Raw genomic sequence first — 16,681 nt, 5'->3', positions numbered from 1 at the left:
TAGCAGATTATAAGTCTGCTGGTACATATTTGTGAAAATGTGTATTTGAAAGGAGATAATCATGGGAAAACCAACTGGATTTTTAGAATATGAACGTGTGGAAGCTAAAGCAGTTTCACCAAAAGAAAGAATAAAGAATTTTAATGAATTTCATACACCACTTTCAGAAGCTGAGCAGAGATGCCAGAGTGCCCGCTGTATGGATTGTGGCGTGCCATTCTGCCAGTCAGGTATGAATATAAAAGGAATGACAAGTGGCTGTCCTCTTAACAACCTTATTCCTGAATGGAATGACCTTGTATACACGGGCAACTGGGAGCAGGCTTATAACAGATTACATAAGACAAGCAATTTTCCTGAATTTACAAGCCGTGTATGTCCTGCACTTTGCGAGAAGGCTTGTACCTGTGGACTTAATGGTGATCCAGTATGTACTAAGGAAAATGAGATGGCTATAATTGAGCATGCATATGCCAATGGACTTGCTGGTCCTAAGCCACCTAAGGCAAGAACAGGAAAGAGAATTGCTGTAATAGGTTCAGGCCCTTCAGGACTTGCAGTAGCAGACCAGTTAAACCAGAGAGGTCATCTTGTGACAGTATATGAAAGAGCTGACAGGGTAGGCGGTCTTTTAAGATACGGAATACCTAATATGAAGCTTGAAAAGCATATAATTGACAGAAAGATAGATGTTATGAAGGAAGAAGGAATTGAATTCATAACAGAAGCTAATATTGGACAGAATATTAAAGCTAAGAAGATAATGGAAGATTATGATGCTGTTGTGCTTGCTGTAGGTGCTTCTAATCCTAGAGATATCAATGCACCTGGAAGAGATGCCAATGGAATACATTTTGCAGTAGATTTCCTCGCAGCTACAACTAAGAGTCTTCTTGATTCAGATCTTACAGATGGCAGGTATATAAGTGCCAAAGATAAGAATGTTATTGTAATTGGCGGTGGTGATACAGGTAATGACTGTGTCGGAACTTGTATAAGACACGGCTGTAAGTCGGTAACACAGCTTGAAATGATGCCAAAAGCACCAGATGTAAGAAGAGATACTAATCCTTGGCCACAGTGGCCTTTAGTCTGCAAGACTGATTATGGTCAGGAAGAAGCTATAGCAGTATTTGGACACGACCCAAGAATATATACAACAACAGTTAAGGAATTTAAGAAGGATAAGAAGGGCAATCTTGAAAAGGTTGTAACTGTCCAGCTTGAATCTAGGGTTGATGAGAAGACAGGAAGAAGAATGATGGTTCCGGTTGAGGGAACAGAAAAAGAACTTCCTTGTGAGCTTGTTCTTATAGCTGCTGGTTTCCTTGGAACACAGAAGTATCTTACAGATGCATTTGGTGTTGAGGTTAATGAGAGAACTAACATAAAGACAGATGTAGACAAGTTCGCTACTAATGTAGCAGGAGTATTCGCTGCCGGCGACTGCCACACAGGCCAGTCACTTGTTGTAAAGGCTATCAGACAGGGCAGGGACTGCGCTAGGGAAGTTGATAAGTATCTTATGGGATATACTAATCTGTAATTCTTAGTCTGTAAGTAAAGATTACATTTTATAAAACTATTAAAATAAGTAAGAAGCCCGCAAAGACTAGCGTATGGTCTTTGTGGGCTTTTTGAAGTGAAGTTGTATTGCTATATGTGGGATTTTTTCGTATACTTAATATTGTTTAAATTAAAGCCTGTAATTCGATATATAATTAAATTTATATATTGCAGGGATGAGTGTTGTTCAGGTTATTGGACTAAACTGCGGGTTTGGATACCAGTAATGGAATATGAATAAATAAATAGAAAGGTCAGAGATATATGAAGAACAAAGTAAATGGAATATTCAGAAAAGTATGCAATATACTTGAATGGATAATATCGGCAATTCTTGTGGTTGTCGTTGCAGTTATGTGTGTGAGGTTTGTGTTTGATCTTGGTGGAATGTTTGATAGTGCACCAGTGGAATTCTTTGAAACTTTTGTTGCAGATATAATGACGCTGGCGGTTGGAGTTGAGCTTATTAAGATGTTATCACAGCATACGCCGGCAACAGTTGTTGAAGTGCTTATGTTTGCAATAGCAAGGGAGATGGTTACACATCATGATTCGGCACTTAACACAGCATTAGGTGTATTATCTATATGTGTGTTATTTGCTACAAGAAAGTTCTTCTTCTGCAAGAATGATTATGATGATAATAATGCAAAGGAAGAAGTTGATGCCAAGGACGAAATATTAAAATAAACATAAATAAATATAAATTATAAAAAATATATTGGCAAATTAATACCTGATGTGATACAATTCATTAGTATGTACATTGTACGAATAGAAAAGAGACTTCATATATATATTTAAGGAGGAATTATTAACAATGAGTTTTAAAGTTGAGAATATGGAAGAAAAGAATATGGTCAAGCTTGTAATCGAGGCTACAGCTGAAGAATTCGAAGCAGGTCTTAATACAGCTTTTAATAAGAATAAGAATAAGATTAGTGTTCCTGGTTTCAGAAAAGGCAAGGCTCCAAGAAAGATGGTAGAAAAGCTTTACGGAACAGAAATCTTCTACGAAGATGCAGCTAATGCAATTATTCCTGATGCTTATGCTAAGGCAGCAGATGAAAGCGAATTAGAGATAGTTTCACAGCCTAAGATTAATGTAGTTCAGATTGAAGCTGGAAAGCCTTTCATATTTGAAGCTGTTGTAGCTGTTAAGCCAGAAGTAGAACTTGGACAGTACAAGGGTGTAGAAGTAGAGAAGTGTGATACAGAAGTTACAGATGCTGATGTTGAAGAAGAATTAAAGAAGGTTCAGGATAAGAATTCAAGAGTTGTTACTGTTGAAGACAGAGCTGTTAAAGATGGCGATATGACAACAATTGACTTTGAAGGATTTGTTGATGGTGTAGCATTTGAAGGCGGTAAGGGTGAGAACTATCCACTTACAATCGGTTCACATTCATTCATTGATAATTTCGAAGAGCAGATTATAGGTATGAACATTGGTGATGAGAAAGAAATCAACGTAACATTCCCAGAAGAATACCACGCTGAAGAATTAAAGGGTAAGCCAGCTATGTTCAAGGTAAAGGTTAACGAGATTAAGGAAAAGGTTCTTCCAGAACTTGATGATGATTTCGCTCAGGACGTATCTGACTTTGATACACTTGCAGAATACAAGGATGATTTAAAGAAGACAATAGCAGAACGTAAGGCTAACGAAGCTAAGGCTAAGAAGGAAGACGAAGCAATCGCTAAGATTATCGAATCTTCTAAGATGGATATTCCAGAAGCTATGGTTAACACACAGGTTAACAGAATGTTAGAAGATTTCGCTCAGAGATTACAGATGCAGGGATTATCAGTAGAACAGTACTTCCAGTATACAGGTGTAACTGCTGAGAAGATTATCGAAGATATGAAGCCAGAAGCAGTTAAGAGAATTCAGTCAAGACTTGTTCTTGAAGCAGTTGTTAAGGCAGAAGGTCTTACAGCTTCAGAAGAAGAATTCCAGGATGAGCTTAACAAGATGGCTGAGCAGTACAAGATGGAAATCGAAAAAGTTAAAGAATTTATGGGTGAATACGAAGAAAAGCAGATTAAGGAAGATATCGCAATCCAGAAGGCTGTTGATGTTATCGTTAACTCAGTAGTAGAAAAGTAATTAATACTTAATATACGAAAGCAATATAGACGGATTTAAGTGCAGGCTGCCTGTGTGCTACGGCATATAAGCAGCTATTGCCTGTCTGTATGCGGAATTTGTGTCAGTGCGCACTTGACACAGGTTTATATGCGCAATATGTTATATAATCTGTGCGCAGAAATGAGGATTAAGATGAGTTTTGTACCTTATGTCATTGAACAGAACAGCCGTGGAGAAAGATCTTATGATATTTATTCACGTTTGTTAAAAGACAGAATTATTTTTTTAGGTGAAGAGGTTACAGATGTGTCTGCAAATCTTGTGGTTGCGCAGATGTTATTCCTTGAAGCAGAAGATCCAAGCAAGGATATACATTTTTATATTAACAGCCCAGGTGGTTCTGTGTCTGCAGGTTTTGCAATATATGATACTATGCAGTACATTAAGTGCGATGTGTCTACAATCTGTATTGGTATGGCAGCTAGTATGGGAGCATTTCTTCTTTCAGGCGGAACTAAAGGCAAAAGACTTGCTCTTCCTAATGCTGAGATTATGATTCATCAGCCATCAGGTGGTGCAAGAGGACAGGAAACAGAGATCAGAATAGTTGCAGAGAACATTTTAAAGACAAGAAACAAATTGAATGAAATACTTGCAGCTAATACAGGTAAATCAGTAGAAGAAATCTCTCGAGATACAGAACGTGATAATTATATGACTGCACAGGAAGCTGTTGCATATGGTTTGATTGATAGTGTTGTTGAAAAGAGATAGTTGCTTAACGGGACTGTAGCTTTTCGCACAGTCCCGTTTTTTACTTTATAGGAAATTGCATTTCCTATAAAGTAAAAACGCTCCGCGGGGATGCGACCCATGTGGAGATGAAGATGCACTTGCGTGCCCACATGGGCGCGCAAAGAGTCACAAAGTGACTCTTTGTTCAGACAATAATACAGTGGATACATTTGTTAATCAGGTGTATAAAGCTGTTATAGTAATTGTGGAGGAAGTATGGCAGGCAGAAATGTAGATGAAAAGCTAAGATGCTCATTCTGTAATAAAACACAGGATCAGGTTAAGAAGCTTATAGCTGGCCCTAATGGGGCATATATATGTGATGAGTGTGTAGGAATATGTGCTGACATTCTTGACGAAGAATTTGAAAATGAGGAAGATATTCAGGAAGATGCTGAGGGTATGAATATCAACCTTTTAAAACCTAAAGAAATTAAAGAATTTCTTGATGATTATGTGATTGGACAGGATGAGGCCAAAAAGGTATTATCAGTTGCTGTATATAATCATTACAAGAGAATATTATCAGCCAAAGATGTCGATGTAGAGCTTCAGAAGAGTAATATTCTTATGTTAGGACCTACAGGTTCAGGTAAGACATTTCTTGCCCAGAATCTTGCAAGGCTTCTTAATGTACCATTTGCAATTGCAGATGCTACAACACTTACAGAAGCAGGTTATGTAGGTGAGGATGTAGAGAACATTTTATTAAAGCTTATTCAGGCGGCTGATTATGATGTTGAAAAGGCACAATATGGAATTATCTATATTGATGAGATAGATAAGATAACTAAGAAGTCGGAAAATGTATCTATAACAAGAGATGTATCCGGCGAGGGCGTACAGCAGGCACTTCTTAAGATATTAGAGGGAACTGTTGCTTCTGTTCCACCACAGGGAGGAAGAAAGCACCCACAGCAGGAGCTTATTCCGATTGACACAACTAACATTCTCTTTATATGTGGTGGTGCTTTTGACGGACTTGAGAAGATTATAGAAGCAAGAATGGATCAGAGTACAATCGGATTTAATTCACAGATTAAAGATAAGACAGCAACTGAAGATGTTGGAGAGATGTTCCATAAGGCACTTCCACAGGATCTTATTAAGTTCGGTCTTATTCCTGAATTTGTAGGAAGAGTACCTGTTGTTGTTGCACTTGATTCATTAGATGAGGAGTCACTTGTAAGAATTCTTAGAGAACCTAAGAATGCTATACTTAAGCAGTATAAGGCATTATTAAGCCTTGATGAAGTGGATCTGGAATTCGATGATGATGCAGTTAAGGCTATTGCACATAAGAGTTTTGAAAGAAAGACTGGAGCAAGAGGATTACGTTCTATATTAGAAGCTGTTATGAACGAAGTTATGTATGAAGTGCCATCTGATGAAACGATAGCAAGATGTACAATAACTAAGGATGCAGTTATGGGAACAGGAAAGCCTGTTATAGAGTATAGAACTGATGAAGTTAAGAAAGCACAATAAATATGAATATGATTACAATACCAGTAATTGCGTTAAGAAGTATGACCGTGTTACCCGACATGGTCATACATTTTGATATAAGCAGAAAAATATCAATTAAAGCAGTAGAAGCTGCTATGGAAAATGATGAGAAGGTGCTGCTGTTGACACAGACCGACTCAGCAGTTAAAAGTCCTACAGCTAAAGATTTATATATGACAGGAACTATAGCTTCTGTTAAGCGGGTTATAAGAATGCCTAATAAGTTAGTAAGAGTGCAGGTTGAGGGACTTAAGAAGGCTGTAGCCGCAGACATTAATACTGAGGGTGATTACATATATGCAGATGTACAGGAGTGCAGTACATTTATAGAAGAAACGGATAAAGTATCAGATAAAGCTATTGTCATTGGAATGAATGAATTATTAAGACAATATGCGGCTGCTAATCCAAGATGTAATAAGGAGATGCTTAATCACTGGCTGGCGATTGACAATGCCAGAGAACTTATGAGCAGTGTAATCTGTGATTTTCCTATGGAATATACTGACCGTCAGAAGTTCCTTGAGATGAATAATATACTTGATATGTATGAATATATTGCAGGGATACTTATAGAGCTGACGCAAGCGTATAGTATTAAAGAAGAAATATCTGGTAAAGTCAGGGCTAAAGTAGATGAGAACCAGAGAGAATATATATTAAAAGAACAGCTTGAAATTCTTAATAAGGAGCTTGGGCAGGATGAATATTCTGAAACTAATGAATTAGAAGAAAAGATAGATAAGCTTAATGCTTCTGATGAAGTAAAGGATAAGCTTCATAAGGAGGTAAAAAGGCTTAAGAACTTATCTAAGGGTTCATCAGAGGTCAATGTTGAAAGAACATATATTGAGAATTGTCTTGAACTTCCTTGGAATAATATGTCAGAGGATAACAATGATATTATTAATGCAAGAAAAGTGCTTGATAATGACCATTATGGAATGAAAGATATTAAAGACAGAATAATAGAGGCACTTGCTGTAAGAAATATAACTTCTAATACAGATGCTCCGATATTATGTCTTGCAGGACCTCCGGGAACAGGAAAGACTTCAATAGCACGTTCGGTGGCGGCTGCCCTTAATAAAGAATATGTAAGGATATGTCTTGGCGGAGTAAAAGATGAAGCAGAGATAAGAGGACATAGAAAGACATATGTCGGTGCAATGCCGGGAAGAATAATAGAGGGTTTAAAGAAGGCAGGAACAGCCAATCCATTAATGCTTCTTGATGAGATTGATAAGGTGAGCAATGATTATAAATCAGATACAGCCTCGGCTCTTCTGGAAGTGTTAGACAGCGAGCAGAATTCACATTTTACGGATCATTATATAGAAATGCCTGTAGATTTATCTAAGGTATTATTTATAGCAACGGCTAATGATTTATCAACACTCAGCAGACCGCTGCTTGACAGAATGGAGATTATAGAAGTATCTGGCTATAGTGTTAATGAGAAGCTTCATATAGCAAAGGAACACCTTGTTGGCAAGCAGCTTCGTAAGAACGGGCTTGCCACATCACTTTTAAAGATATCAGACTCAGCATTAAAGCATATAATTCTTGGTTACACTAAAGAGTCAGGTGTGAGGGAGCTTGAAAGACAGATTGCCAAAATATGCAGAAAAGCAGTAACCAAGCTGTATGAGGCAGGAGTTTTTAATGCTGATGGCACAAGAAACAAAGAAGTCAAGGTGTGCATAAGAATAACGGACAAGAATTTGACTGATTATCTTGGCAATATTAAATATAAGACTGACAAAGCATACAAGAAGCCACAGGTAGGAATTGTAAGAGGACTTGCATGGACAAGCGTTGGTGGTGAAACTCTTGAAATAGAAGTTAATGCAATGCCGGGAAGTGATGATTTGAGGCTCACAGGCAATATGGGAGATGTTATGAAAGAGTCTGCTATGATTGCGTATTCTTATGTGAGAGCTATTACTGAGAGTGGAAAATATAAAGTTGATATGAAGTATTTTGATGAACATATGCTTCATCTTCATATACCAGAAGGAGCAGTTCCTAAAGATGGTCCATCAGCAGGAGTGACAATGACAACGGCTATGTTGTCGGCAGTTACAGGTATACCGGTAAGACCAGATGTCGCTATGACAGGCGAGGTGACTCTTAGAGGAAGGGTACTTGCAATAGGCGGGCTTAAGGAAAAGCTTCTTGCGGCCAAGCTTGCTGGTATGAAGAAAGTGCTTGTGCCAGAAGAAAATGTATCTGATGTAGAAGAGTTAGATGCAGAGATAACTGACGGCTTAGAACTTGTATATGTAAAGGATATGTCAGAGGTTCTTAATAATGCACTTGTATTATAGAGCATAGAAATGAGGATAAATATGGTAATTAAAAAGGTTAATCTTGATATAGTAATAGGTGTGACAAGTGCTATACCAGATACAGAGTTTCCAGAGGTAGCATTTGCGGGCAAATCAAATGTTGGTAAGTCATCTTTGATTAATGCTCTTATGAATAGAAAATCATATGCAAGAACATCGTCACAGCCTGGTAAGACACAGACTATTAATTTCTACAATATTAATGATGCGATGTATCTTGTTGACCTTCCGGGATATGGCTATGCCAATGCCAGTCCTGCGGTAAAGGCAAAATGGGGTAAGATGATAGAGAAATATTTAAGACAGTCTGCTAATCTAAAGCAGGTGTTCTTATTAGTTGACATAAGACACGACCCATCAGAGAATGATAAGATGATGTATAACTGGATTGTTGATAACGGCTTCAGACCGGTTATAATTGCAACAAAGCTTGATAAATTAAAGAGAAGCCAGATAGCAAAGCACGTTAAAGCTGTAAGAGCAGGTCTTGGTCTTAAAGAAGATGATATACTCATACCATTTTCTTCACAGACAAAGCAGGGGCTTGATGAACTGTGGAATACAATAGAGGGCTACATCGGGCAGTAATTATTAAAGATGCACATTATGCAGTAACAACTGGTATGGCATAAAAAGTAACAGCTGGAATATTATAAAAAGTCAGATAATCGCAGTGACAGATATATTAAACTGGTTGTAATTATTTATGAAAAGTAGTATAGTTGTTGGTGTTGTGGGTTGATTAATTACATTTGAAGAATTGTAGGATAATTTACAGGAGGATTATTAGTATATGTTGACAGTAACAATTTTACTTGATTCAGTTGAGAAAGTTCAAAGATTTGTGAGCAAAATAAGCAGATATTCGTGTGGATTCGATGTCGAATGTGGCAATAGCTGTGTTGATGGTAAGTCTCTTGTTGGATTATTCAGCCTTGATATAAGCAGACCACTCCAGCTGACAGTTAATGGCGGCGAGAGTGAGATTGAAGATGTGTTAAGAGATATTAACGAATTTATGCAGTATTAAGGAAGCAGAATTTCTTGGACTGGAATGGAGAAAGAATTGAAGAAGATACTAAGTATATTAATTGCAATGATGTTATCAGTGTCTTTAATGGCCTGTGGAAAAGCTGCTGACAGCCAGACACAGACTAAAGAAGAGGATAATCTTTTATCAGGAAAACATCACGTTACAATTACAGTGCAGGATTATGGTGATATTAATGTGGAATTAGATGCTGACGTGGCACCTATTACAGTGACTAATTTTATTAATCTTGCTAATGATGGATTTTATGATGGACTTACATTTCATAGAATAATCAAAGGTTTTATGATACAGGGTGGTGATCCACTTGGCAATGGAACAGGTGGCTCGGATAATAAGATAAAGGGCGAGTTCAGCAATAATGGAATTGAGAATAATCTCTCGCATACAAGAGGAGCAATCTCAATGGCACGTTCAAGTAATAATGACAGTGCAAGTTCACAGTTCTTTATAGTTCATAAAGACAGTACATACCTTGATGGTAATTATGCCTGTTTTGGTTATGTAACAGATGGTATGGATATTGTAGATAAGATATGTGCCAATGTTAAGGCAACAGATGACAATGGTACGGTTGCTAAGAATAACCAGCCGGTTATAACTAAGATAGCAGTTATTGATTAGGAATAATATCGGATTATAGAAATAACAATGGATTGTAATAACCAGAGTTATAGATTTGGGTAACAATTGTAATAACCTGTGTTACAGGTCTTGATTACAATTGTAAATATGAAATGTAAAAAAAGGTGTGATAGGAATTAATCTTATCACACCTTTAAAAATATTAATTAATGCGGAAAATGGGACTTGAACCCACACGTGGTAACCCACACAAGAATCTGAATCTTGCTCGTCTGCCATTCCGACATTTCCGCTAACTATATTATTGTATTCTAAGGCAGGGATTTTGTCAAGGCATAAAGAAGTACTAGTTAGCAGACACACTTAATTTAAAAAAGATTAAAAATCAATAGTAAGAATTTGAAGATAGATTTAATATTATTTTTAAAAAGTGACAGTTATACAACAAAATTAAAGACGAATTAAAAAATAATTGAAAAAATTGTAAAAAGCAGTTGACAAAGTGTTACGCAGATGATAATATAATCAAGTCGTTGGGAAACAGCGATTAACTAAATAAGCAGTCGTGGCGGAATTGGCATACGCGCTAGACTAAGGATCTAGTCCATATTGCTTGGGTGCGGGTTCAAGTCCCGCCGACTGCACTTTATTGAGGGAAGCTGGTCAGGCTTCCCTTTTTCTATATCAATATATAGATATAGAAAGTAAATATGTATGCAGATTGTGATTATGAAAATATCTGTTTATGCAAAGGCATCAGTGTCTTATATAAAAGGTTAAGTGTATTTATAGGAAAATAATAATATATTACACAGAATATTAATTGGTAAAATATAAAAAATGATAAATAAGGAAATAAGGATATTATGAAAAAAGTATTGACAATAGCGGGAAGTGATTGTAGCGGAGGTGCTGGAATACAGGCAGATTTAAAGACATTTGCCGCACACGGTGTATATGGAATGAGTGTTATTACATCACTTACAGCACAGAATACAACGGGCGTATATGGAATAATGAATTGTAAGAAAGGCTTTACAGCAAGCCAGATAGATGCGGTATTTGAGGATATAAGACCAGATGCGGTAAAGATTGGAATGGTGTCTGAACCATACATAGTAGAGGAGATAGCAGAAGAATTAAGAAAATACAAAGCGGTTAATATTGTGTTAGATCCGGTTATGGTGTCAACAAGTGGTAAGAAGCTCATCACTAAAGAAGCAGAGGAAGTGCTTATTAAGAAGCTTATGCCGCTTGCAACAGTTATAACACCTAATATTCCAGAAGCTGAAAGTCTGTCAGGTATAACTATTAATGACAGATATGATATGGAAAAAGCGGCAGAAATCATCTATAAAAAGATAAATATTAATGATGAAGGACCGGCAGTTCTTGTAAAAGGCGGACATTCCATTAATTGTGCTAATGATTATCTGTATACAGAGATTGGAACAAGCTGGTTTGAGGCAGAAAGAGTAGATAATCCTAATACACACGGAACAGGCTGTACGCTGTCATCTGCTATTGCATGTAATATAGCAGAAGGGTATAGTGTTAAGGAGTCGGTTGCAAGGGCGAAGGAATACATAACAGGTGCTCTTAAGGCTGGACTTAACATAGGTAAGGGAAGTGGTCCTCTTAATCATATGTATGTGCTTGATAAGTAAAATGGTGTGGATAGGAGATTGATAATGGATAGTTTTATATATAGTATTAATGCAACAGTTCCTATATTTCTTGTGATGATTATAGGGTGGTTTATTAAACAGATAGGCCTTATTGATGACCATTTTGCCAATGTTGCTAACAGATATGTGTTTAAGGTGGCATTGCCAGCATTACTGTTCAGGGATTTGTCAAAGTCTGATTTTAAAGGTAAATTTGACCCGCAGTTTGTATTGTATTGCAGTATAGTAACAATACTTATGTTCTCATTAGTGTGGATAGCAACTGAGATATTAATGAAAGACGATACACAAAAGGGAGCGTTTGTGCAGGGTTCGTGCAGAAGCAGTGCAGCAATTCTTGGAATGGCATTTGTGCAGAATATGTATTCAGATACAGGAATGGCACCGCTTATGATTGTTGCAGCAGTTCCGTTATTTAATATATTTGCAGTCGTTGTACTTACATTTAAGGCACATCCGGCAGACAGCAGTGAAGCTGTTAAGGCTGGAAGAGGTAATAATATAAAAAAAGCATTTGTTAATATATTAAAAAATCCAATTATTATAGGTATAGTTCTTGGTTTTATATCATCAATGCTTAATATGAAGTATCCTGCAATTATTAATAAGACTATAGAAAGCCTTGCACAGACAGCAACACCTATAGCTTTAATATGCATTGGTGCAGGTTTTGAGGGGAGAAAAGCATTAAAGAAGATAAAGCCTACTATTATAGCAACATTTATTAAACTTATAGGACTTGCGGCAGTGTTTATTCCGGTTGCAGTATTTCTTGGCTTTAGAAATCAGGAGCTTGTGGCGGCTCTTATAATGCTTGCATCTCCTACTACAGTTACAAGCTATGTTATGGCAAAGAGTATGGATAATGATGAGGTATTATCATCAAGCATAATTGTTTTGACGACAGTATTATCAAGCATAACATTAACAGGCTGGATATTTATTTTAAGAGCATTAGGCTTGATATAAAGTTGTTGAAAATGTAATAGCTATATGTTATACTTCTAATAGTTATGAACAAAAAGGAGGTATTGTTGTGAAGCATATTAAGACAATCAGCAATCGCGTATTAAAGGATACAATGAAGCACGGTGGATGTGGCGAATGCCAGACATCATGTCAGTCAGCTTGTAAGACATCTTGCACAGTTGGTAACCAGAGCTGTGAGAATAAGAATAACTAATAATTAGTTAATTGGTTAGTGAAGGGTAAGAGAGTGCTAAAGCATTTTAGACACTCTCTTATTTCTGTTAAGACAGTTCATAGTTAGTGTATGTCTGATAGCTACAGGTATATTAGTTAACTGTGATTAAGAATAAATGGCTGTATACAGCCAATAGAAATTGAGGATAATTATGATACATCAGTATAAGAATAATGGATATAACATCGTGTTAGACGTAAATAGTGGTTCTGTACACGTTGTTGATGATATAGTATATGATATAATCGCACTTTATGAGAATTCAAGTGTTGATGAGATAGCAGATAAGCTTAAAGATAAATATAAGGAAGAAGATATCAGGGAAGCCTGTCAGGAGATAGAAGAATTAAAAGAAGAAGGACAGCTTTTCACAGAAGATATATATGAGCCATATATAGATTCATTTAAGGACAGACCTACAGTTGTTAAAGCTCTATGCCTTCATATTGCACACGACTGTAACCTTGCCTGCAGATATTGTTTTGCAGAAGAAGGTGAGTATCACGGAAGAAGAGCTCTTATGAGCTTTGAAGTTGGTAAGAAGGCATTGGATTTCCTTGTTGCTAATTCAGGCTCAAGAAGAAATCTTGAGGTTGACTTCTTTGGTGGTGAGCCAACAATGAATTTTGAAGTTGTAAAGCAGCTTGTAGAATATGGAAGAAGCCTTGAAGAAGAGCACAATAAGAAATTCCGTTTTACACTTACAACTAATGGTATACTTCTTAATGATGAGATACTTGATTTTGCCAATAAAGAGATGAGCAATATCGTATTAAGCATAGATGGACGTAAAGAGATTAATGATCTTATGCGACCAACAAGAAATAACCACGGAAGTTCATATGACATTATAATGCCTAAGTTTAAAAAGGTTGCTGAAAGCCGTAACCAGATGAATTATTATGTCAGAGGTACATTTACACATAACAATCTTGATTTTTCAGAAGATGTTCTTCACTTAGCAGACGAAGGTTTTGAGCAGATTTCGGTAGAGCCGGTTGTTGCACAGCCTACAGACTCTTATGCGATAAGAGAAGAAGACCTTCCAATTATATTTGAGCAGTATGATAAGCTTGCCAAGGAAATTATTAAGAGAAAGAAAGCAGGCAATGGGTTTAATTTCTTCCACTTTATGATTGATCTTAACGGTGGTCCTTGCGTGGCTAAGAGATTATCAGGCTGTGGCTCAGGATGTGAGTACCTTGCTGTTACTCCTTGGGGTGATTTCTATCCATGTCATCAGTTCGTAGGTAATGAAGATTTCCTTATGGGTAATGTTGATGAAGGCATAACCCGTAATGATATAAGAGATGAATTCAAGAGTTGTAATGTATATTCAAAAGAAAAGTGTAAGAACTGTTTTGCCAAGTTCTACTGTAGTGGTGGGTGTGCCGCTAATTCTTACAACTTCCATGGTAACATCAATGATGCATATGATGTTGGCTGTGAGATGCAGAAGAAGAGAATTGAATGTGCAATTATGATAAGAGCTGCGATGGCAGAAGATTAAAAGGAATGTTGAAGGGAGTATTAATAGTAAAATGAAGTACAATTTAACTAAGAAGATAAGCTATAGCATTATTATTCTTGTATTGCTTGTAGGACTTTCGCTTACAGCTATATTCGGAATGAACGGCAAAGGCTATGGCAGTGCTAAGGACATCAACTTAGGTCTTGACCTTGCAGGTGGTGTCAGTATTACTTATGAGATTAAAGAAGATAACCCAAGTTCCCAGGATATAGAAGATACTATATATAAGCTTGAGAAACGTATCGAGGGAAGAAGTACAGAATCTCAGGTCTACAAAGAGGGCGAGAACAGAATTACAGTAGAAATTCCAGGTGTTACAGATGCTAATGAAATTCTTACAGAATTAGGAACACCAGGTTCACTTGAATTCCTTGATTACACAGGTTATACAGCGTGGTCACAGGGAGAGGATTACACACCACTTCTTACAGGTTCTGACGTAAAGACAGCACAGGCTTACACAGATACATCATCTAAAGACAGCACACCATATGGTGTATCGCTTACATTTACAGATGAAGGTGGAGATAAGTTCGCTGAGGCAACAGCTAACAATATAGGAAGCAGAATATACATAGTATATGATGGTTCGGTTGTAAGTTATCCAACAGTTAATCAGGCTATAACAGGTGGTAATGCTTCAATTACAGGTATGGAAACATTTGATGCGGCAGATAATCTTGCTACATACATAAGAATTGGATCTATTCCTCTTACACTTAATGAAGTAAGCTCTAATATCGTAGGTGCACAGTTAGGACACGATGCAATTCATACAAGTCTTATAGCAGCAGCTATTGGTTTTGCATTGTTATGTGTATTTATGATTGCTATATACAGAGTACCAGGTGTTGTTGCAACACTTTCGCTTATTATATACACAACATTAGTATTATTCCTTGTAAGTGTATATGATCTTACATTAACACTTCCGGGTATTGCCGGTATCATACTTGGTATTGGTATGGCGGTTGATGCCAATGTTATTATCTATACACGTATCAGGGAAGAGATAGCCGCAGGAAAGAGTGTTGAGAATTCTATTCTTGCAGGTTACGACAAAGCTACATCAGCTATCGTTGATGGTAACGTAACAACACTTATTGCAGCTATTGTACTTTATATATTCGGTACTGGTCCTGTTAAGGGATTTGCAACAACTCTTGCAGTAGGTAACATAGTTTCAATATTTACAGCACTTGTAATTACTAAGGTTATTATGAAGCTTCTTTATAACTTTGGTCTTACTAAGCCATCGATGTATGGAAAGACAACACATAGAAGAACTTATGATATTCTTTCAATTAAGAAATGGACTATTACGGTTTCAATTGTTCTTATTGTTATTGGTTTTATAACAATGGGAGTACAGAGTGCACTTGGTAACAGAGCACTTAATTTCAGCCTTGAATTTGTTGGCGGTTCAACAACAAGCTTTACATTTGACAAAGAATATTCACAGTCAGAGATAGAGAATGATATTATTCCTGTAATCAGGGATGCTGCAGGTATAACAGAAGTACAACAGCAGAAGGTTCAGAACTCAACTAAGGTTTCATTTAAGACAACAGACCTTTCACTTGAGCAAAGAGAAGCTGTTGAGGAAGCTGTAACAGCTAAGTTCCCTATTGAAGATGGTTCAATAGTTGAGACAGACACAATCAGCTCATCTGTCAGCAGTACTATGAAGAAGAATGCTATTCTTTCAGTAATTCTTGCTACAATAGCAATGCTTATATATATCTTTGCAAGATTCAGGGATATCAAATTCGCGCTTGCAGCTGTTATGGCTCTTTTACAGGATGTATTAGTAGTTATTACATTCTATGCAGTATTCAGAGTGCCAGTAGGTAACACATTTATTGCCTGTATGCTTACAATAGTAGGTTACTCAATTAATGGTACAATCATTATATTTGACCGTATCAGGGAAATGTTAAAGGGTGCTAACTCTAAGACTAATATTACAGAGCTTGTTAACTCAGCTATAACAAGTACATTAACAAGAAATATTAATACAACAATAACAACTCTTATTATGCTGGTTATGTTATACATACTCGGTGTAACATCAGTTAAGGAATTCTCACTTCCACTTATTGTTGGTATTATCGTAGGTTTCTACTCATCAGTATTCCTTACAAGTTCATTCTGGTATATGCTTGGTGGAAAGAACAGAGGAGTTATTGATGAAGCAGTTAATAAAAGAAAAAAAGCAGAAAGCATAGGTAAAGACGGAGCTCAGGTATAATAAATAATTAATATAATGGCTTTGTAAAGCAGTAAAATGGTGCATCATCAAACGATGC

Annotated in this window: 14 protein-coding genes and 2 tRNA genes; 15 read left to right on the top strand and 1 reads right to left on the bottom strand. The window is 36.8% G+C overall.

Annotated features, from left to right (window positions below; translation table 11 throughout):
- Nucleotides 1-61: 61 nt before the first annotated feature.
- From BM157_RS03430 to BM157_RS03390, 9 genes are all read left to right on the top strand, one after another.
- A complete protein-coding gene (locus BM157_RS03430; protein WP_090139937.1) occupies nucleotides 62-1,546 on the top strand; it encodes a glutamate synthase subunit beta in 1,485 nt (494 codons plus the stop codon).
- Between the two features lie 284 nt (nucleotides 1,547-1,830).
- Nucleotides 1,831-2,256 carry a hypothetical protein gene (locus tag BM157_RS03425; protein ID WP_055306165.1) on the top strand — a complete coding sequence of 142 codons (426 nt, stop codon included), beginning with the start codon at nucleotides 1,831-1,833 and terminating at the stop codon, nucleotides 2,254-2,256.
- Between the two features lie 130 nt (nucleotides 2,257-2,386).
- Nucleotides 2,387-3,676, top strand: a complete 1,290-nt coding sequence (gene tig / locus BM157_RS03420) for a trigger factor (RefSeq protein ID WP_022502626.1) — start codon at nucleotides 2,387-2,389, stop codon at nucleotides 3,674-3,676.
- A gap of 174 nt (nucleotides 3,677-3,850) precedes the next feature.
- Nucleotides 3,851-4,432, top strand: coding sequence for an ATP-dependent Clp endopeptidase proteolytic subunit ClpP (clpP, locus tag BM157_RS03415; protein WP_022207568.1), 582 nt, complete (start codon nucleotides 3,851-3,853; stop codon nucleotides 4,430-4,432).
- Nucleotides 4,433-4,669: 237 nt separating this feature from the next.
- On the top strand, nucleotides 4,670-5,941 hold the full coding sequence (gene clpX / locus BM157_RS03410; protein ID WP_055306163.1) for an ATP-dependent Clp protease ATP-binding subunit ClpX: 1,272 nt from the start codon (nucleotides 4,670-4,672) through the stop codon (nucleotides 5,939-5,941).
- On the top strand, nucleotides 5,938-8,292 hold the full coding sequence (gene lon, locus BM157_RS03405) for an endopeptidase La (protein WP_349153328.1): 2,355 nt from the start codon (nucleotides 5,938-5,940) through the stop codon (nucleotides 8,290-8,292). Before clpX ends, lon begins: the two co-directional genes overlap by 4 nt.
- 21 nt (nucleotides 8,293-8,313) lie before the next feature.
- Nucleotides 8,314-8,901, top strand: a complete 588-nt coding sequence (yihA, locus tag BM157_RS03400; protein WP_022502629.1) for a ribosome biogenesis GTP-binding protein YihA/YsxC — start codon at nucleotides 8,314-8,316, stop codon at nucleotides 8,899-8,901.
- Nucleotides 8,902-9,106: 205 nt separating this feature from the next.
- Nucleotides 9,107-9,343: an HPr family phosphocarrier protein gene (locus BM157_RS03395; protein ID WP_022502630.1), complete on the top strand. Its 237-nt coding sequence runs from the start codon at nucleotides 9,107-9,109 to the stop codon at nucleotides 9,341-9,343.
- 87 nt (nucleotides 9,344-9,430) lie between these two features.
- Nucleotides 9,431-9,988, top strand: a complete 558-nt coding sequence (locus BM157_RS03390) for a peptidylprolyl isomerase (protein ID WP_443974422.1) — start codon at nucleotides 9,431-9,433, stop codon at nucleotides 9,986-9,988.
- A 171-nt stretch (nucleotides 9,989-10,159) separates the two neighbouring features.
- Here the strand turns inward: BM157_RS03390 and BM157_RS03385 are convergent.
- Nucleotides 10,160-10,242 (bottom strand) — tRNA-Leu (locus tag BM157_RS03385).
- A 266-nt stretch (nucleotides 10,243-10,508) separates the two neighbouring features.
- Here BM157_RS03385 and BM157_RS03380 point away from each other — a divergent pair.
- The 6 genes from BM157_RS03380 (at nucleotide 10,509) to secD (ending at nucleotide 16,623) form a co-directional block, all read left to right on the top strand.
- Nucleotides 10,509-10,593, top strand: a tRNA-Leu gene (locus BM157_RS03380).
- 222 nt (nucleotides 10,594-10,815) lie between these two features.
- A complete protein-coding gene (gene thiD / locus BM157_RS03375) occupies nucleotides 10,816-11,616 on the top strand; it encodes a bifunctional hydroxymethylpyrimidine kinase/phosphomethylpyrimidine kinase (RefSeq protein ID WP_055306161.1) in 801 nt (266 codons plus the stop codon).
- Nucleotides 11,617-11,640: 24 nt separating this feature from the next.
- On the top strand, nucleotides 11,641-12,606 hold the full coding sequence (locus BM157_RS03370) for an AEC family transporter (protein ID WP_022502633.1): 966 nt from the start codon (nucleotides 11,641-11,643) through the stop codon (nucleotides 12,604-12,606).
- A 67-nt stretch (nucleotides 12,607-12,673) separates the two neighbouring features.
- Complete coding sequence (gene scfA, locus BM157_RS03365; RefSeq protein ID WP_012739622.1) at nucleotides 12,674-12,820, top strand: six-cysteine ranthipeptide SCIFF; 147 nt, start codon at nucleotides 12,674-12,676, stop codon at nucleotides 12,818-12,820.
- Nucleotides 12,821-12,992: 172 nt separating this feature from the next.
- Nucleotides 12,993-14,351 (top strand): thioether cross-link-forming SCIFF peptide maturase, encoded by a 1,359-nt coding sequence (scfB, locus tag BM157_RS03360; protein ID WP_055306159.1) that lies wholly within the window; start codon nucleotides 12,993-12,995, stop codon nucleotides 14,349-14,351.
- Between the two features lie 31 nt (nucleotides 14,352-14,382).
- On the top strand, nucleotides 14,383-16,623 hold the full coding sequence (secD, locus tag BM157_RS03355) for a protein translocase subunit SecD (protein WP_090139934.1): 2,241 nt from the start codon (nucleotides 14,383-14,385) through the stop codon (nucleotides 16,621-16,623).
- Nucleotides 16,624-16,681 lie beyond the last annotated feature (58 nt).

Source organism: [Lactobacillus] rogosae (genome assembly GCA_900112995.1).
Taxonomy (GTDB): domain Bacteria; phylum Bacillota; class Clostridia; order Lachnospirales; family Lachnospiraceae; genus Lachnospira; species Lachnospira rogosae.
The sequence above is the reverse complement of the archived record's forward strand: the minus strand, read 5'-3'. Positions and strand labels throughout refer to the sequence as shown.